Genomic DNA, 25,515 nt, shown 5'->3' with positions numbered 1-25,515 from the left:
TCCGGCCGACCCGCCGGACGCGCCCGCCGGGACTCATACGAGGATCACCGCCACACCGGCGGCGTCGATCTTCTCCAGCTCGGCCGGCGGCGCGCCGGAGTCGGTGACGACCGCGTCGAGATCGGTGATCGGGCAGACATGGCCCAGGCCGGTGCGGCTGAACTTCGAGCCGTCGCATACGGCGATCTTCCGCTGCGCCGCCGCGATCATGGCCTGCTTGATCGGCACCTCGGAGAGGTCGTGCGCCGTCAGCCCGTGCTGGGCGGAGAGGCCGCACACCCCCACCACCGCCGTGTCGACCCGCAGGGCACGCAGTGACATCTCGGTGAGATGCCCGGCGAGCGACTGCGTTCCCGGGATCATCTGCCCGCCGGGGACGAGGAGCCGCACCTCCGCCGCGCCGCTCAGCGCGTTCATCGAGTGCAGGTCGAGGGGGATCGCGGTGATTCGCCGCCGGATGAGGGCGCGGGCGACGCCGAGGGTGGTGGTGCCGCTGTCGAGGATCACCGACTCCCCGTCCGCGACCAGCTCATCGATCTTGGCGCCGATGCGCCGCTTGACGTCGGCGGCCTCGTGCTCGCGCACCGCGAAGGGCACCGCCTCGCCGCGCAGCAGCAGGCTCACGGCCCCGCCCCGGACCCGGCGGAGGACGCCCTGCTCCGCCAGCTGGTCGAGGTCCCGGCGGATGGTCATCTCCGAGCGTCCGGTCTGCTCCGCGAGTTCCGACACGCTGACCCGCTCGGTCGTGCGCAGGCACTCGATGATGTCGAGGAGTCGATTCGAACCTTCCATATGTGTTATCTCACATGATAGACCTTCGTTAGTCAAGCATTCGCTCAGCCAAAGTGATCGAATAGCCACGGCGACCTTCCGAAGCTGCCGTGACGGACCGAGGGGGACCATGGACTGGGTCATCTTCGACTACGCCGGCGTCATCAGCCGGCCTCCGCCCGACGACGCCGGCGCGCGGCCGGCGGAGGCCCTCGGCGTCGAGCCCGCGGACTTCTGGCCCGCCTACTGGAAGAACCGCAGGCCCTACGACCTGGGCGCGGTGGACGCCGGGGAGTTCTGGCGGGACGTGGGCGAGCGGCTGTCCCGCCCCGTCGACGACGCCCTCGTCGAGCGGCTGGTCGACCTCGACCTCGGCTGCTGGCTCGACATCAACGCGGACACGATGGAGATCATCGAGGCGCTGGCCGCGCGGGACGTCCCGCTGGCGCTGCTGTCCAACGCGGTGGTGGAGATGGCCAGGCTGATCGACGGGCGGAGCTGGGCTGGCCACTTCCGGCGGCGGCTGTTCAGCGCCGACCTGCACCTGACGAAACCGAGCCCCGAGATCTACCACCGGACGTGTGAGCTGCTCCGGACCCGGCCCGGTGACGTGCTGTTCGTCGATGACCGGCAGGAGAACGTCGACGCGGCCAGGGCCGTCGGCATCGAGTCGCTGCTGTTCACCGACGCGGCCCGGCTGCGGGCCGAGCTGGAGGCCGCCCTCCCCGGCGGCACGTTCACCGGCCGTTCCGCACAGAACCGATGAGCGCGGCACCGTCCGCGTCCCCGCGGAAGGACGGGCCGACGACGTTCACCCGGACGGCCATGCTCGGCATGTGCGTCTCGTTCGTGGTGATCGGCGCCCTCCAGGCCCTCTACGGGCCCGCGATGCCGGGCATGAAGGACCGGTTCGACCTCTCGTCGGGCGAGGTGGGGCTCGCGCTGTCGGTGCATTTCATCGGCGCGCTCCTGGGCGTCCTGTTCACGCCGCGGCTGCGCAGGGCCGGCAACCGCGCCTTCCTCGTCGCGGCGCTGGCGGTGATCGCCGCAGGGTGTGTCGGCTTCGCCGCCGCGCCGCTGTGGCCCGCCGCGCTGGTGGCGGCGTTCGTGGCGGGTGTCGGCTTCGGCTGGATCGACGTCGGCGTGAACGAGTTGTTCATCGAGTTCTACGGCTCGGACGGCACGGGCAAGCTCAACCTGCTGCACGGCAACTTCGGCGTCGGAGCCGTCCTCGGGCCGCTCCTGGTCGGCGCGCTGCCCGCGCGGATGTATCCGTGGGCCTTCGCCGTGTGCGCCGTGCTGTCGCTGGCCGTCCTGTCCACGGTGCGGGGCGTCGGCGGCGGGCCACCCCGCAGGGTGCCGGCCGACGTCCGCTGGGCGGCCGTGGGACGGCTGACCGGGCTGTTCATGATCTTCTTCGTGCTGCACGTCGGTGCCGAGTCCGGCGTCGGCGGGTGGGAGACCTCCCACCTGGTGAGCCTCGGCTGGGCGGCCGGCACCGCCGCCATGACGACCTCGACGTTCTGGCTGGCCATGACCGCTATCCGGTTCGCGATCAGCCCGATCGCCCGCTTCTTCACCGCGGGGCAGATCGTGTTCGCGAGCCTCTGCGTGATGCTGGCGGGCCTGCTGCTCGCCCACTGGGGCCCCGCGGCCCCCGTCGGCTACTTCGTGACCGGGCTCGGGATCGGGCCGCTCTTCCCGACCGGACTGGTCTGGCTGACCCAGAAGCTGCCCGGCATCCCCGGCGTCACCTCCTACGTGATCGCGGTGTCCATGATCGGCGGTGTGCTGCCCAGCCTCATCGGCGGCTCGGTCGAGCGGTGGGGGCCGGGCGTGATCCCGACCGCCCTCGCCGCCCTCGGCGGCGGCTGCCTGGCCGTCGCCCTGGTCATCCGGAGCCTGCCGACGGTGCGCGCGCCGGACAAGCCCGCCGGGAACCGCCGAGCCGGCGCGGTCCACGAAACCGGATCCGGCTGACCGGGCAGGACACGGCCATCACCATGCGCGCGATCGACCCGAGGGGTCCTCTCCCCAAGTACTTGCAGCTGCGCACGATTCTGTTGGACGTGATCGACAGCGGCGAGCTGCCGGCCGGCAGCCCCGTCCCCTCCGAGCGCGAGCTGTGCCGGCGGTACGGGGTCTCCCGGATGACCGTCCGGCACACCCTGGACCTCCTCGTGGGCGAAGGGCTGCTGCGGCGCCGCCCGGGGAAGGGCACCTTCGTCGCCTCGGCGGAGACGGGGAGGGCGCGTCCGGGCTCCCTCTCCGATGACCTGCGCGCCCGCGGTTCGCGGCTCGGCTTCGTCGAACTGGAGAGCGGCACTGTGGACGCCGGAGAACGGCTGGCCCGGACACTCGGCACCGGGCCGGGAACCGCCGTCCACCTGCTCAGCCGGCTCGCGCTCGCCGACGGTGAGCCGGTCGCGATCGAACATGGCCGCGTCCTCGCCTCACTGGCCCCCACCCTGCTGGCCGCCCCGCGGCCGGAACTGCCGCTGGCCGAGATCCTGACCAGGGCCTACGGGGTGGTCTTCGATCCCGCCGACCAGACCGTCGACGCGGTCGCGGCCACCGGCCCCGAGGCCGCCCGGCTCGGGATGGAGCCCGGGAGCCCCGCGCTGCTCCTGCGGCGAAGCGGGTCCCGCCGGGGCGTCCGCGGCGCCGAGGCCACCATGCTCCTCAGGGCCAGCCGTTTCCTGGTGCGGGTCGCCGACAACCCTACGATGCTTCCGGCGAGCCCGGCGCACCGCCCGCACTGACCGGTCACACGTCCTCCGGCGCCCGGTCACCGAGCCCGGCGTCCCGCAGCACTCGTTCCACAACATACGGCCGCGAGGTGATCCGCGTGGAGCCGCTCGGCTATACCGATGCCGTGCGGCTCCTCGGCACACGTGCGATCGGGTTGCCGGAGCCGTTCGTCGCGCTCTTCCACTGCCTGTCCGGCGGGATGCCACGTGACCTGCTGCGAACCGCCCGTGCCGCGGTGAGCCAGACCTCACCGGAACGGCCGCGCACCCTCGCCGAGACCGCCGCGTATCTCGTCGGGCGTGACCTGGACCGTGGCCTGGACGAAGTCGCGCCGGAAAGTCATGCCCTCTTCCGCGACACCTTGCTACATGTCTTCGGCGAGGCTCTCACGCACGAGCAAATGGACCTGGCAACTGATCCGGACTTCCCGGGCTCGTTCGATGCGCTGGCCGCAGTGCAGCGCGGGCTCACCGATGCCGGCGCCAACGTCACGGTGGACATCGGCACCATCCGGCAGGCGTGGGGGCTGCCGGTCGCCGGAGCACCCAACGGCACGGCGAGATCCGGCACCTCGTCCGCCCCACGCCCGTAGACGCGCGGTGCGAACGCCCTGTGATCTCGCGCTGCGGGAGGGCAGCCGGGTTAGCCTCGATCCACCGGTTGATTGCTGTTCAGGTTGCGGAAGCGACAAAAGGGATGCCCCGTGGCCTGCGACGATGGGCTTGTCTAGGGTCCAGCAGCGCAGAAACGGTCCCAACGGCGGTGGCCGCCGCGTTCGATGAGCCGAACCTGATCTCCGATGCCGGGCTGGTGCCGGTGGTGCGGCCGGCCGAGCGGGCGGGGCTGCCTGAGCCGGCGGCCGAGGCGCTGCGCATCGACGGTGCGGGCAACAGTGCTGGCGCCGCACCGGCCGCGAAGGTGATGTCGCTGGTGGCGGCGACGTGCGCCGGAGCCGACAGCATCGATGACACCGACCGGTTGCGGCACGGGGCGACGCCGATCGCGTTCGGTGCGTTCGCGACATACGAGTAGACAACGAGCGAACATACCCCCGTGGCCTGCCCGCTGTGCGCCTCAGCGTGTCAGCCGATGCGGTTCGAGCCGCCGAACATCGCGGTCATCATCACGCACCAGCGGTCGGTACACCGCTCCTGAAATGCCTCCTGAGGCGACCGCTCGGATATCGGTCTGCTCATGAGGGGCGTCATCCTCGAGGAACACCAGGACGGGTCCGGGGCGTTGGTCGATCATGAAGCTCGGTGTCAACATACTCAACTTCGGTGCCCACGCGACCCCGGAGGCGTTCGCGGGCTGGGCCCGCTTCGCCGAGGAGGCGGGGTTCGACTTCGTGATGGTCTCCGACCACCTGGCGGTCACGCCCGATGTCGCCGAGCAGTATCCGGCGCCGCTCTACGATCCGTTCACCGTGCTGGCCTGGCTGGCCGGGACGACCGAACGGATCGGACTGGGCACGACGGTCACCGTCCTGCCGTACCGGCACCCGTTGCAGCTCGCGCGGATCACCGCGAACCTGGACCGGCTCAGCGGCGGGCGGCTGATCTTCGGGGTGGGGGTCGGCTGGGCGAGGCGAGAGTACGCGGCGCTGGACGTGCCCTTCGAACGGCGCGGGGCACTGGCCGACCAATCCCTGGAGGTGATCCTGAAGTCCTGGACGCAGGACTCGGTCACCTACGGCGGCGAGACGATCGATCCAAGGCCGCACCCCGTCCAGAAACCGCACCCGCCCGTATGGGTCGGCGGCTGGGCACCCGGGGCGATGCGCCGCGCCGCGCGGTTCGGCGACGCCTGGCACCCGATCAACATCGCCCCGGACCGGCTCCGTACCGAGGGGCTCCCGGCCCTGCGCAGGGCCGCCGAGGAGGCCGGACGCCCTGTACCGGCACTGGCACCCCGCATCCGGCTGGACGATGTGAACCAGGCTCTGCGGCAGGCCGAGGAGTTCGCCGCGATGGGAGCGACCCATCTGCTGTTCGACACCTATCCGGGCACCCCCGAGGAAGCCGGCACACCCGAGGAGGATCAGCAGAGGCTCGCAGCCTTCCGCGATTCCTTCTGAGCCCGAGTGTGACCCCGGCGTGGCCCAGCGCGATCACGCGGCGCTGCGTACGATGTGCACGCCGCCGCACGCCGCACGCACCCATAAGCGGTGTAACCCGGTACGGCTCACACCGGCCGTTGAGATGGGCAGAGCCTTGGTGAGGGCGGCGTGGGTGCTGGCTGTACGAGACACCGTTCTGAAGCAGCTCTGAAGCGCGTAGGCGGTTCACTTGCTTTTCCAGGCATGCCTGGCGGGCGTGCCGACATAGGAACGGGAGAAGCGATATGCGAACCAGCATGTCCGGACGCTCCAAGCGCGCCGTCGTCGTGGGGACGCTGGCCACGGCGATGGCCGGCGGAGGACTCTTCGTCACGGCGTCCGCTGCCTCAGCCAACGCGGCCCCGGCGGCCGACTACACGGTCGGCGCGGGCGTCGCCACCGACAGTGCAGCCAACTACGTCAGAGCCCAGGGCACGATCACCGATCACACCTCGGGCAACGACTCGGTGGCGGTGCAGACGTACATCCAGCAACTGCTGGACGTCGGCTCCTGGACCACCGTGGCGACGGGTCCCCGCGTGACGGGCAACAACACCGCGACCAGCGCCGTCAGCCCGCGCCCATGCATCAACGGCAAGTCCTACCGGTCCAAGGTCAACACGAACTGGAACGGCCAGCAAAAGACCACCTACTCCGGCTCCAAGGTTTGCTGATCCAAACAACGCAGGGGCCGTTGCAGGCTCCCACCTCGCGGCCCCTCACGGATCGAGCCACGTGGCCGCCCCCAGCCGGGGTGGAGGCACCCTGACTCGGCCCGCGTTGCTGAACATCAGTCTGCTCGCGAGGCTCATGCGAACGCCTTCTCCACGAGTCCGGCGAGGTCCGGGTAGCGCATCAGGTGGGCACCGCCGTTGATGTCAAGGGTCTCGCCGGTGATCCACGCCGCGTCGTCCGACAGCAGGTAGCGCACGGATGCGGCGATCTCCTCCGGGCTTCCCGGTCGGCCGAGCGGCGTGTTGGCGACGTACTCGTCCTTCACCCGGGGGATGTCCATCGCCGGCGCCGTCAGCGGCGTGACGACCAGGCCGGGCGCCACTGCGTTGACGCGCACACGGCGCGGCGCGAACTCGAGCGCAGCGACCTCCGTGAGCGCCACGAGGCCGGCCTTCGCGGCGCAGTAGGCGGCCAGGCCGGTGCCGGGCTGGCGGGCGTTGAGGGAGGTCAGCGACACCAGTGCGCCTCCGTCGGCGATCCGGAGTCCGGCGTGCTTGAGCACGAGGAACGCGCCGGTGAGGCAGACGTCGACGATCCGGCGCCACTCCGCGGCGTCGTGGTCGACGACTCGGGAGAGCGTGCTCGTGCCGGCACAGTTGACCACGCCGTGGAAGCGCCCGTGCTCGGCGACGACGCCCTCGAAGAGCGCCTCCACTCCTCCTTCGTCGGTCACGTCGACCTCGACGTCGGCGGCCGTGCCGGGGAGGTCGGCGACCACCACGATGTCGCCCTGCGACCGCAGCAGCGCGGCCGTCGCCGCTCCGAGGCCGGACCCGCCCCCGACCACCACGACCGTGCGCTGCTCACTCATCCGCCACCATCCTGACGCTCGTCGGTATCTGTTGACACGTGTCAATTGCAGTCCTAACGTGACGGGCATCACACCAGGTTGTCAAGCAGATGCCGAGGAGTAGCCGATGAGTGGTCCGACGGTCGCCGTGATCGGTGCCGGCATCAGCGGGCTGACGATGAGCAAGATGCTGGAGGACTACGGGCTGGATTACGCCACGTTCGAGTCCTCGGACCGCGTCGGCGGCAACTGGGCCTTCGGCAACCCCAACGGGCACAGCAGCGCCTACCGCTCGCTGCACATCGACACCTCGAAGCACCAGCTGTCCTTCAAGGACTTCCCGATGCCCGAGGACTATCCCGACTTCCCGCACCACACCCAGATCAAGGACTACCTCGACAGCTACGCCGACGCGTTCGACATCCGGCGCCGGATCGAGTTCGAGAACGGCGTCGTGCACGCCGAGCGGCACCCCGACGGCGGCTGGCTGCTGGAGACCGAGCGCACCGGCGTACGTCGCTTCGACGTGCTCCTGGTGGCCAACGGCCACCACTGGGACCCGCGCTTCGCCGACAAGCCGGGAGAGTTCACCGGCCTGACGATGCACTCGCACGCCTACATCGACCCGCGGACGCCGCACGACCTGACAGGTAAGCGAATCCTGATCATCGGGCTGGGCAACAGCGCCGCCGACATCGCGGTCGAGCTCTCCAGCAAGACACTCGACAACGAGGTCGTCATCTCGACGCGGTCCAGTGCGTGGATCGTGCCGAAGTACTTCGCCGGAACGCCGGCCGACAAGTACTACAAGACCTCCCCGCACATCCCGTTCGCGTGGCAGCGCAAGTTCATGCAGGTGATGCAGCCGCTGACCGCCGGCCGCCCGACCGACTACGGCCTGCCCGAGCCCAACCACAAGTTCTTCGAGGCGCACCCGACGCAGTCGGTCGAGCTGCCGCTGCGGCTCGGCTCCGGCGACCTGCGGGCCAAGGGCGACATCGAGCGCTGGGACGGTCCTACCGTGCACTTCGCCGACGGCACCGCCGAGGACTTCGACGTCGTCATCCACGCCACCGGCTACAACATCACCTTCCCGTTCTTCGACCCCGACTTCATCAGCGCGCCCGAGAACCACATCCGCCTCTACAAGCGGATTTTCAAGCCGGGCATGGACGACCTCGCGTTCATCGGGTTCGCCCAGGCGACGCCGACACTGTTCCCGTTCGTCGAGTGCCAGACCCGGCTGGTCGCGGCCTGGCTCGTCGGCCGCTACGCGCCGCCGCCGGTCGCCGAGATGGAGCGGGTGATCGACGAGGACCAGCAGAAGTACACCGCCCACATGGTGCAGCGGCCGCGGCACACCCAGCAGCTCGACTACTTCCTCTACGAGCACGACCTGCGCACCCGGGAGATCCCCGCGGGGCTGGAGCGAGCTGGGCGGCAGCGGGCGCGGCGGCCCGTGGAGGTGCGCGGGTGAGCGAGGAGCGCACGTGGGCGCGGCTGGTCGACCGCCGCAGTGCCAACCGTGGCGACCAGCGCCGCTCGGCCCTGCTCCAGGCCCTCGACGACCTGCTGCGCGAGCAGACCCTCGACCAGGTCAACGTCGCGGAGATCTCGCGGCGGGCCGGCGTCACCCGCTCGGCGTTCTACTTCTACTTCGAGAGCAAGGCCACCGCGGTGCTCGCCTTGATGACCGGCCTGTACGACGCCGCGTCGGACGCGACCGACCTGCTGGCCAAGGCGGAGGGTGATCCCGGCGAGCGGATCCGGCAGGTCCTCGACTCGCTCTTCGACTCCGTCGACGCCTCGCCGCACACCTACCGCGCCCTGCTCGAAGCGAGGGCCGCGAACCCGCAGGTCCGGGAGGGCTGGGACGCGGGCCGCGCCGAGTTCGCTGGCATGGTCGCGGAGATGATCGAGCGGGAGCGGGCCGCCGGGCACGCGACCGACGGTCCGGACGCGGCGGGCCTGGCCGCCGTACTCCTCGACCTGAACGACCACGCCCTCGAGCGCCATGCGCTCGGCGGTGAACCGCCGCGCGAGCAACACGTCGACGCGCTCACGCACATCTGGGTGACCAGCATCTACGGAGGCATCGCATGACCACCTTCGACTTCACCTCGGCCGGTGTGCGCTGTGCCGCCACGCACCACGCCGGCGCGGACGGTGCGCCCGTCGTGGTGCTCGGCCACGGCCTCGCCGGCACCCAGGACTCCGGCCTCCAGCCGTTCGCCGAGGCGTTCGCGGCGGCGGGCTTCCACGCCGTCACCTTCGACTACCGCGGCTTCGGCGCGAGCGACGCCGGCGACGGTGGACCGCGCCAGTGCGTGTCCGTCGCCGACCAGGTCGCCGACTGGCACGCCGCCGTCGAGGCAACGAAGCGACTTCCGGGCGTCGACGCCGAACGGGTCGTGCTCTGGGGCATCTCGCTCGCGGGCGGCCACGTCGTCTCCGTCGCCGCCGCGCGTGACGACGTCGCGGCGGTCGTCTCCGCGGTGCCGCTCGTCGACGGGCTCGCCGCCGCGCGGCTCGCCGCGAAGCACCACCGCCCGGCCCAGCTGCTCGCCTCCACCGGCCGCGGCATCGCTTCGGCCGTACGACGCAAGGCCGGCCGCGCGCCGACGATGATCCCGGTCGTGGCCCGTCCCGGGGAGCTCGGCGCGCTGACCCTGCCCGGCGCCTACGAGGACTACCACGCGCTCGCGGGCCCGACCTGGCGCAACGAGATCGCCGCCGACGTCGTGCTGGAGCTCGGCGGCCGGACGCCCGCCAAGGACGCGAAGTCGCTGCGGGTCCCGTGGCTGGTGCAGATCTGCGACTTCGACAGGAGCGCGCCGCCGTACGCCGCGGCGAAGGCGGCCTTCGCCGGTCGCGCCGAGGTGCGGCACTACCCCGGAGACCACTTCGACCTCTTCGCCGGCAAGCCCTTCCACGAGGCCGCCACCCGCCACGTCGTGGCGTTCCTGAGCCGCCACCTGACTGTTCCCTCCGCCGCCACCTCGCCCACCGCGACCGCATCGGAGCCGTCCCGTGTCTGACACCGTCCAGGCCCTCCTCCTCCAGCATGCCGAGCGGGACACGCCCGGCCTGAAGTACGGCGACCAGGTGCGGAGCTGGCGCGACTACCTCGGCGAGAGCGCCGCCCGTGCGCACGTGCTGCACGCGATGACCGACCCGGGCCGGCCGGTCCACGTCGGCGTGCTGATGCGGAACAGCCCCGAGATGGCGATGGCGATCGCGGCGGGTGCGCTCGGCGGGCACGTGACCGTCGGCATCAACACCACCCGGCGCGGCGAGAGTCTCGCGGCCGACGTACGCCGGGCCGACTGCCAGATCCTGCTGACCGATCATCAGCACCTGGCCCTGCTCGGCGGACTCGACCTCGGTGGCGCGACGGTGATCGACACCGACGACGCCGACTGGCTCAAGCGGGTGGCCGGCGCACCGCGTGGAACCGCCGGGTTCCCGGCGGTCGACGCGATGGACACCTTCATGCTGATCTTCACCTCCGGCACCAGCGGGGAGCCGAAGGCCGTGCGGGTCGCCAACTTCATGGCGGTGATGTCGGGGGCGACACTCGCCGACAAGTTCGACCTGACGACCGAGGACATCGTCTATTCCTCGATGCCCATGTTCCACAGCAACGCCATTCTCGCCGGATACGCCGTGCACGCCCACGCCGGCGCCGCTCTGGCGCCGGCCCAGTTCAGCGCAAGCCGGTTCCTCAGCGACCTGCGCCACTATGGTGCGACTTACCTCAACTACGTCGGCAAGCCGCTCGCCTACCTGCTCGCGACACCGGAACAGCCCGACGACCGGGACAACCCACTACGTGTCGCGTTCGGCAACGAGGCGAGCGACCGCGACATCGAGGAGTTCGCCCGTCGCTTCGACTGCACCGTGTGGGACGGCTTCGGCTCCACCGAGACCGCGGTCATCATCACCCGCACCGACGACACGCCGGCCGGCTCCATCGGGCAGCCGTTCGACGGCGTCGCCGTCTACGACCGAGACACCCGCACCGAGTGCCCGCGCGCCGTCTTCGACGACCTGGGCCGGGTGACCAACCTGGACGAGGCGGTCGGCGAGCTGGTCAACACCACCGGGGCCGGGTTCTTCGCCGGCTACTACAACGACGACCAGGCGACCTCCGATCGGCTCGACGGGGGCATGTACTGGTCCGGCGATCTCGCCTATCGGGACGAAGCAGGCTTCGTGTACCTGGCGGGTCGCACCGACGACTGGCTGCGCGTCGACGGCGAGAACCTCGCGGCGGCACCGATCGAGCGGGTGCTGCTGCGCAACGATGCCGTCAGCCAGGCCGCGGTGTACGGCATACCAGACGCCGACGCCCCTGGCGACCAGCTCATGTGCGCGCTGGTGCTGCGCGACGGCGCGACCCTCACGCCCGTCGATCTCCAGGAGTTCCTGAAAGCCCAGCCGGACCTGTCGCCGAAGGCATGGCCGAAATTCGTCCGGATCGCCACCGACCTGCCGAGTACGGCGACGAACAAGGTTCTCAAGCGCGAGCTCCGGGCTCAGGGCACCGAGACCACAGACACGCTATTCACGCGGAGCGAGCGTGGCCACGTCTATCGCCCTGAGCCCTAGAGGATGTGTGAAAAGGGGGCACGGCGGGTGGGGCCTTCCCCCGAGATGTGGACACCATGAGCGCCCTGGATCATGGAGGTCTGGGGGAGCGGGGTCCCGTGTGAGGATGAAGGTCTACTCCGAGGAGTTCAGCGTCCTACCCGACCTGGCCCGCCAATCCGCGGAAGACGCCGCCGTCATCCTCAACGCCCGCACCGGTCCCGAGCCGGACGAAACGACAGCAGCGGGCCGCGTCGTCCACCTGCGATCAACAAGGTTGGGGACGGCTCAGCGACAGCCGAGCGAACATCGAGCGAACACAGGGACGAATCGGACGGAATTTGGGATCTTGGCCGTGGTAACACTGCAGGTCAGGGGTGGCGCGCCCGGCAGGATTCGAACCCGCGACCGTCGGATTAGAAGTCCGAGGATCTCCGGCGGCTCAGCACCTCGTCTCAACTGCGCGTATTCTCGGGCGACTCCGTGAGGTCAGCAAGATCATTCCGTGCATGCTCCGGATCTTGCTCGTGCGGCTGTTGCCTGCCCTGCGGGGAGTCTCCACGCCTGACGGGGGCCACAGGTAGATTGGACATCATGACCGCTCAGCCCGAGGAACCGACCGCGCCGCGGCGCGATCCTGGCGAAGATCCGGCCGCGATCTTCGATGCGCTCCCGCCGGCGCATCGTGCCCAGTTCCGGGCCGAGTATGACGAGGCGCTCGACGCGGCCCACGACCTGGCGCGGTTCAAGCAGGTCCAAACCCTCCTACGACAGTGGCGCCTGCGGGCCATCGCCTACGGCCGTCCCGGCTATGAAGAGGCGGTGCAGGACGCCCTACAGGGCAGGGAAGACAGCTTCGTCCGCTACACCCCTCCGGGCTGGGAAGGCAGGGTGTGACGTACCGCTGGGACGGCTTCCACGGACGCGCACTGTACGAGCTGAACGGGCTTCCTAACGAAGTCCGTCACGGCCTCCTACTTGAGCGCCTCCTCGACCTCTTGGAAACGCCGTGGGACTCGGTGCCTGAGCGGCCAGGCCAGACAGCCATCAGACACGCCTTCTTCGGTGCGAACGGCGAGGGCATGCTCACGCTGCTGGTCGATGACGACGCCGAGACGCTGCGCATCATCGACATCTTGTGGATGGGGTAGCGGCGTAGCCGCTGTTCTTCCCCCACCTTCCTTCCCCCGACCCGTCGAGACCCGTACCTAGCGGCGGACGGGTTCTGTCAAGGGTGGCGTAGCCATCACGTAGTGACGCCCGAAGGGCGCCCTTGACAGGTTCCGTCCGCCGCCATCCTCAGACATCGGGTCGGGGGAGCCCTGTGCCATTCCACGCCAAGTGGCAATGTCCCTGTACCGGCGATGGTTCTTCGGTGTCGACTGGTGCCAGCTCTGGGCGGTGGCGCGTACCCCGTGGCGGCCGGTCGGAGCGGGGCCCGGCGGACGTGTCGCGATGCGCGGCCCGGCGCGGCCGTCCGGTGACCGGCGCCCACGCCGCACGCTCCGGGCGGCCAGGCGCGGGGCCGCGCAGCGGCCTGAGCGCCGCCGCCCCTTGACCTAAAACAGCCAAATTCGGCAACTTGGCCGATCGTCCTCGGACGGATGGTTGAATCAGCTCTGCTGAAGTCTGAAGCTACAGCAGATAGTCTACTCACTCGAACAAGTGTAAACGAAATACAGAGGAGGTCTAGATGACTCTCATTCTTACTCTATCAGACGAATTTTCTATTTATATGTCTTGCGACTTCATGTATACAGACCATTATAGCGGTCGAGAAGTTGAAACCGACGCACAAAAGTTGGTACGACTTCTAAGGCCAGGCTGGAATGCATTGATAGGATTCACAGGCTTAGGCTATATCGACGGCAAAGCGACCGGCTCTTGGATTGTTGAAGCCACCTCTGGGCTAACCGGCGACTCAACGTTTGAAGAAGTCCTGGATTCACTTATGGCTGCGGATTCCTATGTAAGATCCGTACGCCGTGGAAACTTGGGAAGTCATACCTTTGTCGTGGGATCAACTCGAGGCAGTCAGGCGTTTATCGGCCTGGTCTCAAACACCTGGGAGATTCGACGAGGGGAGCTCGTCCGAATTGAGGAGGACAAACTCAGGGTCTCGTTTACGAAGCCGCGCACTCCATGGCTATTTCCTCTCGGAGACCTTCGCCAGTTGCAGGGAGAGCTTGCGCGAAAGTATCTGACTGAAAAATCTCAGCTTGAACTTATGGTGCGCATGAAGGCTGACACCGCCGTGGTTTTCCAAAAGCTTAGTACCCTCAACGCGCAAATTGGAGCCAAGACATCCAGTGTCAGCGAAGGCTGCCACGTTGCCTATATAAAAGCTGATGGAACCGGTGGAAGTAGGCCCTTCTACACCGATAAGCAGACCGGCACCCATATCGCTCCAGAGTTCGAAAAGATGCTTGCTGACGCTGGCCTAAGACTTAATCCAGCCAAAGACTCAGACGGTAGACCTCGCCCTATAAAAATGATCTCATCCTCATTTGTGACCACGGGGGGTGACTACAAATATCATCGTGACCAGCTTAAGTTCCGGCCGGAGGATTCGAGCACGTGGAACAACTATGGCTCCTTTCTCATGTCGGAGGAGAAGAGTCGTGCTGCTGAATCGGCCTACAAGAGATCCATAGAACTTGACGCAGACAATGCTCTTCCGATGATTAACCTCGCAAAGTTGTACTGGCGCAAGCTCGATAATGCAGTGGAAGCTAAGAGGTGGTTCCTAGCTGCGCTAGGTACGTTCGACAGTTCCCCGCCTAGTTGGATGGTGTCCGACTATGCATGCTTCCTTGATGAGTGTATGGACGATATTTCGGGGGCCGAAAAGTATCATGATGCTGCCTGCGTCGATAGTAGAAGCGCTCTTGCCTTGGCACGCAAGTCCGCCTTCCTGCACCACCGAATGGGGCGGACTGCAGAGGCGCTGGACCTCATGTCTAGTGCAGTTGGGCTAGATAGTTCTGACTACCGTGTTATATGGCTTTCGAGTGAACTTGATCTGCTGGCCAATGGAAATCTAGACTCTGCCCTAGAGAAGGCAGCTCAGGCTGTAGCGCTCGCACCTGGCGAGCTTGAGGTCCAAATATTTTACGCAGACCTTCTATTAATTGCTGGTGATTGCTATTCAGCTTTGCACTACTATAAGAGATCGATGAAGCGGCTAAGGAAATCTCACTTGAGGGTCGCGAACTACGGAGCCGCGTTGCTCTGTGCAGGCAAGGTCACTCAAGCAGTCAAAATGCTTAGCAGAGCGCACGGCGAGTTTCCCAATTCAGTCGAAATTGCACTCAATCTGGCAGCGGCGCTCTTCGTAGCAGGGCGCACGGATGCTGCGCGGAGGAGATTGGATGCCATTCCAACTGAAGACCTTGATCACAAGCTAGAAATGGAGCTAGTTCTGTTGAAAGTCGTTACTCGCGGGCGTTTGTCGTCACCGGCGCGGCCCCGTCTGGACGAACTCCGCGAAACTGGAACGCGCATACATCCGGCTACAGTAACTTACGTGCTCCAGAGCAAGAATTGCCAACTTCGGTCAGAGGAGAAGCGAGTACTGGAAGACATCCTCGATGAAGTGGCGTGGCCTTGAGTGACTTTCGCTTGGAGCTGGATAGGCTCCCGCCGTCGCGCACAATGGCAGAAGTCACTAGCCTAAGCTCGATTCTTAGCTAGAGCGCATCCCGACGCTGTTGATCAAAGTAAGGACGGCCGAGGCGACCGCGGATGCTGCGCAGACGGTTGCCGAAGAGTCGAAGGTGTGGTCGGTGCCGTCCTGGTCCGCAACCTTGGCTCCCGCTTCGCGGGCGATGATGACGCCTGCGGCGGTGTCCCAGGGTTTGTTTGAAAGTGTGATGCTGGCGTCTAGCTTGCCTTCTGCAACCCAGGCTAGGTCTATGGCGGCTGAGCCGAGCATCCGGACTCGTTGAACACTGGCCGCTAGGCGTTCGGTTAGGGCGATGCGTTGGCGGTTCTTGGCTTCGGCTCCTTCGCCTACGGCGTAGTCACCTATGGCGACGATTGCGTCTTTGAGGTCGGTGGTCATGCTGGCTTGTATGCGGCGGTCTCCGAGGTAGGCACCGGTGTGCTGGCCTGCGTGGTAGCGGGTGCCTAGGAACGGCAGGTCGATGACGCCTACTACGGGGCGGCCTCGTTCGATGAGGCCGAGCGAGAAGCCACACAGCGGGATGTTGCGAACGAAGTTGGCGGTGCCGTCTACTGGGTCGATGGCCCACATGAGGTCGCTGGCAGTGTCTCCGCTGATGCCTTCTTCTTCGCCGAGGATGGCGATGTCGGGTGTTCGCTGTTTGAGGTGGTCGCGGACGGCGCGTTCTACGGCGTAGTCGACTTCGCTGGCCATGTCGCGGTCACCTTTGGTGGTGAGCAGGCCGGGGACGCGTGTGCGCACTAGGTCGCTGGCTATCTCCGCTGCTCGGAGGGCGACGGGTAGTAGTGCGGCGGGTGCGTCGGTCATACGGTTCGGCCTCGTTCCCATAGCGCGGTGAAGATTTCTTCGAACGTCCCATACAGGCCGGTGCCGGTCGAGTTGCGTTCGGCGAGGAACGTGGGTGAGTCGACTCCGCGGGCGTTCGGTAGGTAGGGCTGCATCACGCATAGCTTGTCGTTGATGAGCGTGATGTTGAAGCGGATCGTCTCGTCGTAGACGGCGACGGACAATTGCTCTTGGGCCTCGGGCGATAGGCGCTTGCGTAGGCGCGTCAGGACCTCGATGTTCAGGCGCGTGAGGGTCGTCAGGTGGTTGTCTGTGTAGCCCTCTTCCTGTTCGCGGGCTCGGATGGCCTTGCCTTCGGGGTCCAGGAACAGAGCTTGCAGGGTGGTGCCGTCTTCGATGAGCCGGTAGAGACGCTGGTCGGGGTACTGCTGGCACAGCATGTTGAGGGAGAGGCCGGCGGCTCTGATCCTGCTCGCGCCGTCGAGAAGGGCGTGCGGCGGGTGCGCGAATGAGAACTCGGCGCGGGTGGCGAATACTGCGGTGACGTCGGCGTAGGGGTTGGGGCCTACTCGGTCGGCGGTCGATTCGAGGTCGGCGCGCTCGTCGCTGCGGTTGTGGGCGGCGGGCTCGTCGGCCAGGACGTGAGGCGGGCATGGGGCGAACAGCTCGTCGGCCGTCCACTCGGGGAACATCGCCTCCAGGACGCGGCAGTGATCTGTGTAGGGAAGGCGTTTGAGTTCGCCGGATGTCCAGCGGTGGAGCTGGGCGCGGCTCGGTGCGGTGCCCGCCAGCTCGGGCGAGACCTTCTTGGCTGCCTCGTTGTAGGCGGCCTGGAACATGCCGTACCGCTGTAGGCGGTGCTGGCGGATCACGACTTGCAGCAGGATCGGTTGGGGAGACACCGGCCGTCCTCTCTGGTCGACGTTCACCAGGCTAGGCGCGGCGTGACGTCGAAGACGAGACAAAGTCGAGACGGTTGTAAGACGTTGATGTGCGAGACGAGATGATCATGGCGTCGTGACGCAACGTGACTTGTTGGCACGGTGTCGTCATGGCGAGCGATTGCACCTCTTGCAGGGGCCGCGGGGTTAAGCGGCGTGTGGCGCGGCGGACGTTGACGCCGGGGCACGTGGCGGGCGTTCCGGCTGACAGCCGTCGGGACTCCTGCCCTGACTGTCTGGGGTCGGGTCGCGCGTCTGGGCGGCGGGGCGGTGCGGGGTCGTGAACGCGCGGGATGTCGAGTTGCGGCTTCTGTCTGATCTACAGGCGTCCCTCGTGGGGCTGGGACTGGCCGTCCGGCTGGATGAGGCAATGCCGGGGCTGCTGGTGGCTACGGCTAATCCGGGCCTGTTCGTGTGGGTGTTCGTCGGGGCCTCGGGTCGGACGTTCACCTGGCGACGCGACGACAGCAAGCACCCGGTCGACGATGTGCCGGGCGCGGCGGGCAAGGTGGCTCGCTTTGTGACCGCACAGGCCGGGCAGCTCAACGGCTCGGCGAACGACCACTTCGACTAGCGCTGTGCGGCTGGCCTGAGGGCTGGCCATGGCGCATTGAACGGCAGAGCCGGCGGCGCGACGAGGACGGTCCGTCGCGTGATCGCCCCCCGTTTCCCCCGGTTGGTCACGCGTGTGGGAGGGACGGACCTGGCCCCGCGCCTCCGGCTCTGCTTCCAACGAAAGCGAGAACAGGTGATGAGTCCTTCGCTGTCCCGCGACGCCGAACTGCGCGTGTTGGGCGCCCTGTGTCGGGCCTTGGTCGCCCGTGGCCTGTGCGTGCAGATGCGCGACGCGATACCCGGCCTGACGGTCACCCGGCCTGGCGGGACGACCATGGATGTCGTCGGCTACGTCGTGGTGAACCGCCGCAAGGGAGTGGTCTCCTGGTGGCGGGTGGACAACCTGCACCCGGTGAAGGACCTGGACGGGGCCGCCGACCGCATTACCGCGTTTATGACCGAACCGGCCGCGTCCTACCCGCTGGGGCACCGGTCGTGATGCCGTGGGCCGGGGACGCACCGGACGATGTGACCGCGGCGGTCATCACCCTGCAACGCCGGTTCCCCGGCTCGTCGGTCTGGTTCGGGCACCACACGTTGCGGTGGTGGGCTGTCTTGCCGTGGGCGGCGCGATGGGTGCTCCTCGAAGCGGCGACGCCGATGGAGCTTGCGACCCGGATGGCTGAGGCGCTTGGGTCGGCTGCTCCTGCTGGCGTAGTCGGGCCTACTGGCGTCCGTTAGTCGTGACAGCCGGGAGGGGTTCGGCGTACATTAGCGCTGACCTGGTAAGACAACCTGTCGGATGATGGACGGTCGAGATGAGCCTTGAATCCGTACCCCCCAAGTACGCCCAGCTTGTTGCGGAGCTTCAACGGCGCATCGAGTCCGGTCGGTACCCTCCCGGCTCGGCGATGCCGAGCGAACACCAGCTCATCGAAGAGTTCGGGGTGAGTCGCCCGACCGTGGTGGCGGCCCTGCGGGTTCTGCGAGATCAAGGCTGGATCGACTCTCAGCAGGGCAAGGGCCGGTTCGTCCGGGGCCGTCCCGCTCTGGCTTCGCTGGAGAGCGCACGGGCGGGGCAGGTGCGGTTGGCTGGCTCGGAGGCGGCCATCCCCGGTGAGGTCCTGGCCGCTGGCGTGGTTGACGCACCGAACCGCATCCGCTCCCTGCTCGGCCTCGGGTCTTCCGGCAAGGCGTTCCTTCGCCGGCGGCTGCTGACGGCTGACGGTTCGCCGTCTGAGCTGCTGTCCCTGTGGCTGCCTCTGGACCTGTCGGAAGGGACCAACCTCACCAGCGCCGAACCGCTGAAACAAGGCGTTCGGGAGCATCTGGAGTCCCGCAAGGATGTGAAGCTCGATCACGTCATCGAGCACATCGTTGCGAGGATGCCGACCGGCGAGGAGGCGGGCGCCTTGTCGATGAGTGAGGGGACGCCCGTCCTGGTCGTCTACGCGACGGCTCGGGACGCTGCTGGTCGTCCGCTGATGGTGGTTGACACGGTCCTGCCCGCTGACCTGCATGAGCTGGAAGACGCCTACCCGCTGGCGTGACCGTATCCGGCCACTCGCCGGTTAGTTACTTGATAGACCAAGCTGGGTACGCTTACGATCGCACTTGATAGGTCAACTGACAGACAGTTGACCGGATGGGAGCGATTGCCATGGCGGTGCAGGGTCCGTTCAAGGTCGCGTTCGGGGACGTGTTCCCCTACGGCGCGTTCGTCAAGGGCGGTGTCGAGCCGGTGCGGGACTTCGACCGGTCGACCCGGGAGAACTTCGTGCAGGCGCGGGACAAGGACACCGGGGAACTGGTGTGGTCGGTGGAGGTTCTGGACGCCGATCCGGAGTCCAGGGGGACGTTCAAGGTCAAGCTGATGGCGCCGGTTCAGCCGGTGATGCCGGAGGCTCCGGCGGGGTTCCCGTTCGTGCCGGTGGAGTTCGATGGCCTGGCGGTCACGCCGTACGTCAACAGCGGTACCGGGCGGCTGGCCTACTCGCTCAAGGCGGCGGCGGTCCGTCCGGCCAACTTCAAGGGCGGCGCGGCCCGTGGCTCGGGCAAGGATTCGGCTGCGAAGGATGCGGCGTGATGGCGGGCGGGCGCATGTCGGCGCTGTCGCTGCCCATTGACGGCGGGGCCTCGACCGAGTTCAAGTCGTTTCGGGCGCGTACGCCGCTGTTCTCGGTGTCGGCGGGTCGCGTGCTGGTCACCCTGACGCTTCCGGAGCGGCTGGGCGCCTCGGATGTGGAGTTCGCGCGGCGGCTGGCCGAGCAGGCGGCGGCGTACGCGGTCGAGGTCGAGCGGCTGTACCGCTCCGGCCGTGGCTCCTCGTCGGGCCGTTCCTCGGGCAAGGGGAGGGCTGCGTGATGGGGTCCTACAGCTACACCTCGGTTCAGGTGGAGCCGGACGGGACGGCGCTCACCTCGGTGATCATGTACCCGGATGAGCGGGTGTCGGTGCTGGTCCCGCGCGGCAAGAACCGGGCGCAGATCTCGGTCACGCACTGCCGCGCTCACGTGCTCATCGCTCCGACCAGGGCCACGGCACCGACCGCCGAAGACGTCCAGGTCGCGCGCAAGCTCGCCGAGTCGTTCGCGGCCTACGCGGCCGAGGTGGAGCGGCTCCACTCCCTCAACGGCGTAGCGGCCGAGTCCGCCGAAGACCCGGCGGCGTGATCTAGGTGGGGCGGCTGGAGCTGGTACCTCCGGCCGCCCCGCTTCTCTCCCCTGAACAGCACAAAGAAGAGGTGTGACCCATCATGGCATGGGAGTTCCGCAAGCTCGCCCCCGGCGAAAACGTCGCCGTCGAAACCCAGCGTGACCCGTTCGCGGCCCCCAAGTGGGCGCCTCCGGTGTGGCACATGCCCGAGGGCCTGGTCCTCATCGTCAACGCCGCCCGTGCCCTCGTCCGCGTCCTGGTGTTCCTGGTCCGCAACATCGTCCCCGTCTCGGCCGTGTCCGCGCTGGGCTGGCTCGGCTACCGGTACGGGTGGACCGTCCCCGTCCTGGTCCTGGCCCTCGTCGCCGTGGGCCTGGGCGTGTGGGCGGGGGTGAACCGTCCGTCCTTCGTCCGCTGGGTCGCCCGTCCGGCCCGGTCCTGGTGGCGCATGGTGTTCGTGTATCGGCGGCACTGGCAACCGGTCCTGGTCACGGCCGGGCTCACCAAAGTGCACAAGGGCCGTGAGTACCTGCCAACCCTCGTCCGCGTCCGTTCCGGTCCGACCTGTGATCGGGTGCTGGTCCGGATGCTTAAGGGCCAGGCGCCGGACGCGTGGGAGCGGGTCACGGCCAACCTGGCGCACGGCTTCGGCGCGTCCCTGGTCCGGGTGCGGGACGGGGACCGTCCGGGACGCGTCTGGCTGGAGTTCGTCCGCCGCGATGCCCTCGCCGAACCGATACCGGCTCTGCCCGTCCCGGACGCCTCCGATGTGGACCTGTCCGCCGTGGTGGTCGGGCGGTGCGAGGACGGCTCACCCTGGCGGCTGCGTCTGCTCGGCACTCACGTCCTCATCGCGGGAGCGACAGGGGCCGGCAAGGGCTCGGTCATCTGGTCGACCGTCCGCGCACTCCTGCCGCTCATGCTCGGTGGGCTGGTGGAGGTGTGGGCCGTCGACCCGAAACGCATGGAGTTGTCGTTTGGGCGGGTGCTGTTCGAGCGGTACGGGCGGTACTCCTCCGATCCCAAGGGCGGCATGGTCGATCTGCTGGAGGCGGCGGCCGAGGACATGAACGCCCGTGCGGAGCGGTTCGCGGGTGTGACCCGGTCGTTCACGCCGTCGCGTGATTTCCCGTTCCGGGTGATCGTGGTGGATGAGCTGGCGTTCCTGACCGCCTACTGCCCCGAACGCGACCTGAGAAAGCGCGCCGAATCCGCGCTGGCGGTGCTGACCTCACAGGGCCGGTCGGTGGGGTACTGCGTCATCGGCGCTCAGCAGGACGCGCGCAAAGAGGTCAACAACCTGCGCAACCTGTTCCCCGACCGCATCGCCCTGCGCCTGGACGAGGACGAACAGGTCGACATGGTCCTGGGCGACGGTGCCCGCGACCGCGGCGCCCTGGCCGACCAGATCTCATCCGTTCCCGAGATCGGCGCGGGCGTTGGCTTCGTCCGGCTGGAAGCCTCCCCGGATCCGGTACGGGTCCGGGCAGCGTACGTCTCCGATGCCGATATCCACGCGATGGTCGCACTCGGCCTGCCCGATGTGGAGGCGGCGTGACCAAACCCCCTACCCGCATCACCCAACCCACCCTCGACGAGCCCGAGCCGGAACCGGTGGTCAAGACCCTGCCTCCGCTGGCGCGGGGGGTGCTGGAAGCGGTCGCAGTCGAACACGGCGTCTGCATCCGGCCCGTGCCGATGCGGCGGGTGGACCTGAACACGGGCGCGGCCGAGGTGGTGTATGTCCCGTGCGGGCACACCCTGGCCTCGGTCTGCCCCTCGTGCGCCGAACGCAAGCGCAAGCTCCGCGCGGTCCAGTGCCGTCAAGGCTGGCACCTGACCGACGAACCGATTATCACGCGCGCCGACCCGGACGAGGAACAGCGCGCGTGGATGGAACTGCGGGCGCACGCGGCGGCGGCCCGTGACCGCGCAACCGTCGACGGGACGGCGGACGGGGAAGACGCCGAGTTCTGGGACGCGGTCATACGGGACCTCGACAACGAGCTCGAACGCACGGGGGTCCGCGGCTCCCTCAAGACAGAACAGGGCAAGAGCCGGCGGACGCGGTCGACCCGGCGGCGGCAGGATGCTCCGGACCTTCCTCGTCGTCCGGTCGACTCCCGCACGGTCGGCAAGGTGTTCCGGGGCCGTGACGGTAATGCGTTCCGGCCGTCGATCTTCCTGACCCTGACGCTGGACTCCTACGGGCGGGTGCGCTCGGACGGAACTCCGGTCGACCCGGACGGCTACGACTACACGCGGGCTGCCCGTGATGCGCTGCACTTCTCCAAGCTGGTCGATCGGTTCGTGCAGAACCTTCGCCGGTTCGTCGGCTACGACGTGCAGTACTTCGCCGCCGTCGAACCACAACGGCGGCTGGCTCCCCACCTGCACATGGCCATACGGGGAACGATCTCGCGGGCTGAGCTGCGGCAGGTGGTGGCGGCCACCTATCACCAGGTGTGGTGGCCCTCGACCGACCGCGTCGTCTTCGAGGGGGAACGGCTCCCGGTCTGGGACGAGGCGGCCGGGCCAGAGGGCGGATACCTCGACCCCGCAACCGGCGAAGTCCTTCCGACCTGGGACGAGGCGTTGGACGCCCTCGGCCAGGACGAGAACGCCGAACCCCTGCACGTGGTGAAGTTCGGGCGGCAGATCGACGCACAAGGCGTTCTCGCTGACTCTCCGCAGTCTCGCAAGCTGATCGGCTACCTGACCAAGTACCTCGTCAAGGGCGTCGCCGAATGCCACAACGCCGAAACCAGCGCGCAGCGCGAACACGTCGACCGGATGGCCGAAGCACTGCGCCACGAGCCGTGCTCACCGACGTGCGCGAACTGGCTGCGCTACGGCGTCCAGCCCAAGAACGCGCGCAAGGGCCTCACGCCCGGCTACTGCAAGGGCAAGGCCCACCGACGCGAACACCTCGGCTACGGCGGCCGTCGCGTGCTCGTCTCCCGCAAATGGTCGGGCAAGACCCTCGCCGATCACAAAGCCGACCGCAAAGCCTGGGTGCTGGCGCGGCTGGCTGAGGCCGGTGTCCCCGTGACCAACCCGGCCGATCCCAACGCCGTCCACGTCTGGGAACGCGCGGGGCCTGGCGACCCGGACGTGAAACCAGCAGAGCAACGCCTACTGCTGCTGATCAACGAACGCATCCAGCGACGCAAGCAACTCGACCAAGCAACCCACAACCCAACCCCCGAACTTTCGGCAACTCCGGAGGCAGCGTGAGCGGCAAGCGGGATGAACTTCTCACGGTTGACCAGGTGCTCGAAGAACTCGGCGGGATCTCTCGGCGGACCTTCTACCGGTGGCGGGAGATCGGTCGGGCTCCGGCTGGGTTCAAGCTCCCGAACGGCGAGATCCGCATCTATCGAAGTGATCTCGACGCATGGCTCTGGTCGCTGCGGGAGGCGGCGTGAACACGTCCTACAAGGTCAAGTTCTGGGAGACCCGGCCGAACAAAGCGGGGCCGAGGTCAGACAAGCCGGGCAAGGTCATCTCGTACACCGCGCGTTGGACGGTCGGCGGCCGTGAGAAGTCCCGGACGTTCGAACGGTCTTCACAGGCAAAGAGCTTCCTGTCTGACCTCAGGCAGGCTGCCAAGAACGGTGAGGCGTTCGATACGGACACGGGCCTTCCGCTGTCCATGCTCAAAGCGGCGACCGCTCGGACGTGGCTGGAGTTCGCACGTGCCTACGTCAAGGCGCGTTGGCCTCATGCGGCTGCCAAGTCTCGGGAGGGCCTCACCGACACCATGACGGCTGTGACGCTCGTGTTCGTCAAGGACATGCCCGGCCGTCCTGACGCATCCCTCCTCCGCGTGCTTCTCCGGCGATTCGTCTTCGTCCCGGACGATCACCGTCCCGACATGTCGGCTGAACTGGGCGCGGCGCTTCGCTGGCTGGAGTCGGCGTCCATGCCGATTACCGAACTGGACGAACCGCGGTTGGCTCGGGCCGCTCTGGAAACGCTCGCGCTCCAACTCGATGGGCAACCCGCGGCCTCCTCGACGTTCCGGCGCAAGCGGGCGGTGTTCAAGCATGCGCTCGGCTACGCGGTCGAACTGGAGGAGTTGGCGGCCAACCCCCTGGACCGAGTGAAGTGGCGTCCTCCCAAGCAGAACAGGGCCATTGATCGGCGGGTCGTTGTGAATCCGTCCCAAGCTCGCGAGCTGCTGACGGCGGTTTCCTATGTCGGCCGGTCTCGGGGGCCTCGGCTGCGGGCGATGTTCGGGTGCATGTACTTCGCCGGCCTTCGTCCGGCAGAGGCGGCGGGGCTGCGTCGGCAGGACTGCGAACTTCCGGCAACCGGGTGGGGGCTGATCACGCTGAAGAAGACCCGGCCCCAGAGCAACAAGCGGTACACCGACTCGGGGGAGACCTTCGATGATCGGGGCCTCAAGCATCGGGAGGACGACATCGTGCGGCCCGTCCCGATCCCTCCCGAGTTGGTGACGATGCTCCGGGAACACCTCGACGCCTTCGGGACGGCCGAGGATGGTCGGCTGTTCGTCACCAGTGGCGGCCGGTCGTTCTCCGGCTCGGCGTACGCGCAGGTCTGGAAGCGGGCTCGTGTCCTGGCGCTCGCTCCGGATCAGGTCGAATCGCCGTTGGCGGCCCGGCCGTACGACCTGCGGCATGCGGCGGTGTCGCTCTGGCTCAATGCGGGCGTCCATGCGCCCGAAGCGGCCGAACGCGCTGGCCACGGGGTCGATGTGATGTTGCGTGTGTACGCCAGGTGCATCGATGGGCAGCGGGAGGTAGCCAATCAGCGCATCGAGGACGCGTTGGCGGCATGATCGGCAACTGCGGTGGAGAGGCTCCGGGGCGTTCCGGGGCCTCTCTTGTCTTGTGTGCTGACCTGGGCAAACGCGGGCGGAGTCATTCCGCGTATATTCCGGGAACAGTGCCGCGCGGCTGCGTTCGGTGGCATCTGGCTGCATCCGGCCGAACGGACGCGAGAGGCGTTCTCGCAGGTCAGGATGTTGATCGGCTGGTGGGGGTGGCGCGCCCGGCAGGATTCGAACCCGCGACCGTCGGATTAGAAGTCCGATGCTCTGTCCAGCTGAGCTACGGGCGCTCGGCGCCCGGCGGGACGCCGGGACACAGTGTATGGGGGCGGGTCCTTCGGCTCCACATCTATATCGGGC

The 25,515-nt window shown here is 67.8% G+C and carries 28 protein-coding genes and 1 tRNA gene; 24 read left to right on the top strand and 5 right to left on the bottom strand.

Features of this window, described 5'->3' with window-relative positions:
• Positions 1-33: 33 nt before the first annotated feature.
• On the bottom strand, positions 34-792 hold the full coding sequence (locus tag E1289_RS20925) for a DeoR/GlpR family DNA-binding transcription regulator (protein WP_131982683.1): 759 nt from the start codon (positions 790-792) through the stop codon (positions 34-36).
• A gap of 109 nt (positions 793-901) precedes the next feature.
• On the opposite strand from E1289_RS20925, the gene E1289_RS20920 reads away from it, so the two are divergent.
• From E1289_RS20920 to E1289_RS20890, 7 genes are all read left to right on the top strand, one after another.
• Positions 902-1,537, top strand: coding sequence for an HAD family phosphatase (locus E1289_RS20920; protein ID WP_165970559.1), 636 nt, complete (start codon positions 902-904; stop codon positions 1,535-1,537).
• Positions 1,534-2,751, top strand: coding sequence for an MFS transporter (locus tag E1289_RS20915; RefSeq protein WP_131982679.1), 1,218 nt, complete (start codon positions 1,534-1,536; stop codon positions 2,749-2,751). The genes E1289_RS20920 and E1289_RS20915 overlap by 4 nt, the downstream gene beginning before the upstream one ends.
• A gap of 23 nt (positions 2,752-2,774) precedes the next feature.
• Entirely contained in the window at positions 2,775-3,533 is a 759-nt protein-coding gene (locus tag E1289_RS20910) for a GntR family transcriptional regulator (RefSeq protein ID WP_131982677.1), read from the top strand.
• A gap of 86 nt (positions 3,534-3,619) precedes the next feature.
• A complete protein-coding gene (locus tag E1289_RS20905) occupies positions 3,620-4,114 on the top strand; it encodes a hypothetical protein (RefSeq protein ID WP_131982675.1) in 495 nt (164 codons plus the stop codon).
• A gap of 170 nt (positions 4,115-4,284) precedes the next feature.
• Entirely contained in the window at positions 4,285-4,554 is a 270-nt protein-coding gene (locus E1289_RS20900; protein WP_131982673.1) for a hypothetical protein, read from the top strand.
• A 217-nt stretch (positions 4,555-4,771) separates the two neighbouring features.
• Complete coding sequence (locus tag E1289_RS20895) at positions 4,772-5,599, top strand: TIGR03619 family F420-dependent LLM class oxidoreductase (protein ID WP_131982671.1); 828 nt, start codon at positions 4,772-4,774, stop codon at positions 5,597-5,599.
• Positions 5,600-5,865: 266 nt separating this feature from the next.
• On the top strand, positions 5,866-6,294 hold the full coding sequence (locus E1289_RS20890; RefSeq protein ID WP_131982669.1) for a hypothetical protein: 429 nt from the start codon (positions 5,866-5,868) through the stop codon (positions 6,292-6,294).
• 134 nt (positions 6,295-6,428) lie between these two features.
• Here the strand turns inward: E1289_RS20890 and E1289_RS20885 are convergent, their stop codons facing one another.
• The gene (locus tag E1289_RS20885) at positions 6,429-7,166 is read right to left on the bottom strand and encodes an SDR family oxidoreductase (protein ID WP_131982667.1); all 738 of its coding nucleotides are present in this window, start codon (positions 7,164-7,166) and stop codon (positions 6,429-6,431) included.
• A gap of 106 nt (positions 7,167-7,272) precedes the next feature.
• Between E1289_RS20885 and E1289_RS20880 the strand changes: the two genes are divergently transcribed.
• The 7 genes from E1289_RS20880 (at position 7,273) to E1289_RS20845 (ending at position 15,345) form a co-directional block, all read left to right on the top strand.
• Positions 7,273-8,622, top strand: a complete 1,350-nt coding sequence (locus tag E1289_RS20880) for an NAD(P)-binding domain-containing protein (RefSeq protein WP_131982665.1) — start codon at positions 7,273-7,275, stop codon at positions 8,620-8,622.
• Positions 8,619-9,248 carry a TetR/AcrR family transcriptional regulator gene (locus E1289_RS20875; protein WP_131982663.1) on the top strand — a complete coding sequence of 210 codons (630 nt, stop codon included), beginning with the start codon at positions 8,619-8,621 and terminating at the stop codon, positions 9,246-9,248. The genes E1289_RS20880 and E1289_RS20875 overlap by 4 nt, the downstream gene beginning before the upstream one ends.
• The gene (locus tag E1289_RS20870) at positions 9,245-10,183 is read left to right on the top strand and encodes an alpha/beta hydrolase (protein WP_131982661.1); all 939 of its coding nucleotides are present in this window, start codon (positions 9,245-9,247) and stop codon (positions 10,181-10,183) included. Before E1289_RS20875 ends, E1289_RS20870 begins: the two co-directional genes overlap by 4 nt.
• A complete protein-coding gene (gene fadD1, locus E1289_RS20865) occupies positions 10,176-11,756 on the top strand; it encodes a fatty-acid--CoA ligase FadD1 (protein WP_131982659.1) in 1,581 nt (526 codons plus the stop codon). Before E1289_RS20870 ends, fadD1 begins: the two co-directional genes overlap by 8 nt.
• A 573-nt stretch (positions 11,757-12,329) precedes the next feature.
• Positions 12,330-12,632: a DUF6247 family protein gene (locus E1289_RS20855; protein ID WP_131982657.1), complete on the top strand. Its 303-nt coding sequence runs from the start codon at positions 12,330-12,332 to the stop codon at positions 12,630-12,632.
• On the top strand, positions 12,629-12,886 hold the full coding sequence (locus E1289_RS20850) for a hypothetical protein (protein ID WP_131982655.1): 258 nt from the start codon (positions 12,629-12,631) through the stop codon (positions 12,884-12,886). The genes E1289_RS20855 and E1289_RS20850 overlap by 4 nt, the downstream gene beginning before the upstream one ends.
• Before the next feature lie 542 nt (positions 12,887-13,428).
• Positions 13,429-15,345, top strand: coding sequence for a tetratricopeptide repeat protein (locus E1289_RS20845; RefSeq protein WP_131982653.1), 1,917 nt, complete (start codon positions 13,429-13,431; stop codon positions 15,343-15,345).
• 75 nt (positions 15,346-15,420) lie between these two features.
• On the opposite strand, the gene E1289_RS20840 is transcribed toward E1289_RS20845, so the two are convergent.
• Together E1289_RS20840 and E1289_RS20835 are read right to left on the bottom strand one after the other, a co-directional pair.
• On the bottom strand, positions 15,421-16,227 hold the full coding sequence (locus E1289_RS20840; RefSeq protein WP_131982651.1) for an inositol monophosphatase family protein: 807 nt from the start codon (positions 16,225-16,227) through the stop codon (positions 15,421-15,423).
• The gene (locus E1289_RS20835) at positions 16,224-17,108 is read right to left on the bottom strand and encodes a DUF5919 domain-containing protein (protein WP_131982649.1); all 885 of its coding nucleotides are present in this window, start codon (positions 17,106-17,108) and stop codon (positions 16,224-16,226) included. The genes E1289_RS20840 and E1289_RS20835 overlap by 4 nt, the downstream gene beginning before the upstream one ends.
• A 319-nt stretch (positions 17,109-17,427) precedes the next feature.
• Between E1289_RS20835 and E1289_RS20830 the strand changes: the two genes are divergently transcribed.
• From E1289_RS20830 to E1289_RS20785, 10 genes are all read left to right on the top strand, one after another.
• The gene (locus E1289_RS20830; RefSeq protein ID WP_131982647.1) at positions 17,428-17,721 is read left to right on the top strand and encodes a hypothetical protein; all 294 of its coding nucleotides are present in this window, start codon (positions 17,428-17,430) and stop codon (positions 17,719-17,721) included.
• 177 nt (positions 17,722-17,898) lie between these two features.
• A complete protein-coding gene (locus E1289_RS20825) occupies positions 17,899-18,201 on the top strand; it encodes a hypothetical protein (RefSeq protein WP_131982645.1) in 303 nt (100 codons plus the stop codon).
• 319 nt (positions 18,202-18,520) lie between these two features.
• The gene (locus E1289_RS20820) at positions 18,521-19,252 is read left to right on the top strand and encodes a GntR family transcriptional regulator (protein ID WP_131982643.1); all 732 of its coding nucleotides are present in this window, start codon (positions 18,521-18,523) and stop codon (positions 19,250-19,252) included.
• Between the two features lie 110 nt (positions 19,253-19,362).
• Positions 19,363-19,788, top strand: coding sequence for a plasmid replication, integration and excision activator (locus tag E1289_RS20815; protein ID WP_131982641.1), 426 nt, complete (start codon positions 19,363-19,365; stop codon positions 19,786-19,788).
• Entirely contained in the window at positions 19,788-20,066 is a 279-nt protein-coding gene (locus tag E1289_RS20810) for a hypothetical protein (RefSeq protein ID WP_131982639.1), read from the top strand. The genes E1289_RS20815 and E1289_RS20810 overlap by 1 nt, the downstream gene beginning before the upstream one ends.
• Positions 20,063-20,374, top strand: coding sequence for a hypothetical protein (locus E1289_RS20805; RefSeq protein WP_131982637.1), 312 nt, complete (start codon positions 20,063-20,065; stop codon positions 20,372-20,374). Before E1289_RS20810 ends, E1289_RS20805 begins: the two co-directional genes overlap by 4 nt.
• An 83-nt stretch (positions 20,375-20,457) precedes the next feature.
• On the top strand, positions 20,458-21,915 hold the full coding sequence (locus E1289_RS20800) for an FtsK/SpoIIIE domain-containing protein (protein WP_243712999.1): 1,458 nt from the start codon (positions 20,458-20,460) through the stop codon (positions 21,913-21,915).
• Between the two features lie 56 nt (positions 21,916-21,971).
• On the top strand, positions 21,972-23,594 hold the full coding sequence (locus E1289_RS20795) for a replication initiator (protein WP_131982635.1): 1,623 nt from the start codon (positions 21,972-21,974) through the stop codon (positions 23,592-23,594).
• A complete protein-coding gene (locus E1289_RS20790; protein ID WP_131982633.1) occupies positions 23,591-23,785 on the top strand; it encodes a helix-turn-helix domain-containing protein in 195 nt (64 codons plus the stop codon). Before E1289_RS20795 ends, E1289_RS20790 begins: the two co-directional genes overlap by 4 nt.
• Positions 23,782-25,164 (top strand): tyrosine-type recombinase/integrase, encoded by a 1,383-nt coding sequence (locus tag E1289_RS20785; RefSeq protein WP_207929065.1) that lies wholly within the window; start codon positions 23,782-23,784, stop codon positions 25,162-25,164. Before E1289_RS20790 ends, E1289_RS20785 begins: the two co-directional genes overlap by 4 nt.
• 204 nt (positions 25,165-25,368) lie before the next feature.
• Here E1289_RS20785 and E1289_RS20780 read toward each other — a convergent pair.
• Positions 25,369-25,445: transfer RNA gene (locus tag E1289_RS20780), tRNA-Arg, on the bottom strand.
• Positions 25,446-25,515: the final 70 nt, after the last annotated feature.

Origin of the sequence: Actinomadura sp. 6K520 (assembly GCF_004349245.1) — a bacterium.
Taxonomy (GTDB): domain Bacteria; phylum Actinomycetota; class Actinomycetes; order Streptosporangiales; family Streptosporangiaceae; genus Spirillospora.
Note: the sequence above shows the minus strand (reverse complement) of the source record. Positions and strands in the feature narration are given on the sequence as shown.

Coding starts and splice junctions, on each gene's coding strand:
- E1289_RS20925 (WP_131982683.1), bottom strand. CDS start 792: ATGGAAGGTTCGAATCGACTCCTCGACATCATCGAGTGCCTGCGCACG.
- E1289_RS20920 (WP_165970559.1), top strand. CDS start 902: ATGGACTGGGTCATCTTCGACTACGCCGGCGTCATCAGCCGGCCTCCG.
- E1289_RS20915 (WP_131982679.1), top strand. CDS start 1,534: ATGAGCGCGGCACCGTCCGCGTCCCCGCGGAAGGACGGGCCGACGACG.
- E1289_RS20910 (WP_131982677.1), top strand. CDS start 2,775: ATGCGCGCGATCGACCCGAGGGGTCCTCTCCCCAAGTACTTGCAGCTG.
- E1289_RS20895 (WP_131982671.1), top strand. CDS start 4,772: ATGAAGCTCGGTGTCAACATACTCAACTTCGGTGCCCACGCGACCCCG.
- E1289_RS20890 (WP_131982669.1), top strand. CDS start 5,866: ATGCGAACCAGCATGTCCGGACGCTCCAAGCGCGCCGTCGTCGTGGGG.
- E1289_RS20885 (WP_131982667.1), bottom strand. CDS start 7,166: ATGAGTGAGCAGCGCACGGTCGTGGTGGTCGGGGGCGGGTCCGGCCTC.
- E1289_RS20880 (WP_131982665.1), top strand. CDS start 7,273: ATGAGTGGTCCGACGGTCGCCGTGATCGGTGCCGGCATCAGCGGGCTG.
- E1289_RS20870 (WP_131982661.1), top strand. CDS start 9,245: ATGACCACCTTCGACTTCACCTCGGCCGGTGTGCGCTGTGCCGCCACG.
- E1289_RS20855 (WP_131982657.1), top strand. CDS start 12,330: ATGACCGCTCAGCCCGAGGAACCGACCGCGCCGCGGCGCGATCCTGGC.
- E1289_RS20845 (WP_131982653.1), top strand. CDS start 13,429: ATGACTCTCATTCTTACTCTATCAGACGAATTTTCTATTTATATGTCT.
- E1289_RS20840 (WP_131982651.1), bottom strand. CDS start 16,227: ATGACCGACGCACCCGCCGCACTACTACCCGTCGCCCTCCGAGCAGCG.
- E1289_RS20825 (WP_131982645.1), top strand. CDS start 17,899: ATGAGTCCTTCGCTGTCCCGCGACGCCGAACTGCGCGTGTTGGGCGCC.
- E1289_RS20820 (WP_131982643.1), top strand. CDS start 18,521: ATGAGCCTTGAATCCGTACCCCCCAAGTACGCCCAGCTTGTTGCGGAG.
- E1289_RS20815 (WP_131982641.1), top strand. CDS start 19,363: ATGGCGGTGCAGGGTCCGTTCAAGGTCGCGTTCGGGGACGTGTTCCCC.
- E1289_RS20810 (WP_131982639.1), top strand. CDS start 19,788: ATGGCGGGCGGGCGCATGTCGGCGCTGTCGCTGCCCATTGACGGCGGG.
- E1289_RS20800 (WP_243712999.1), top strand. CDS start 20,458: ATGGCATGGGAGTTCCGCAAGCTCGCCCCCGGCGAAAACGTCGCCGTC.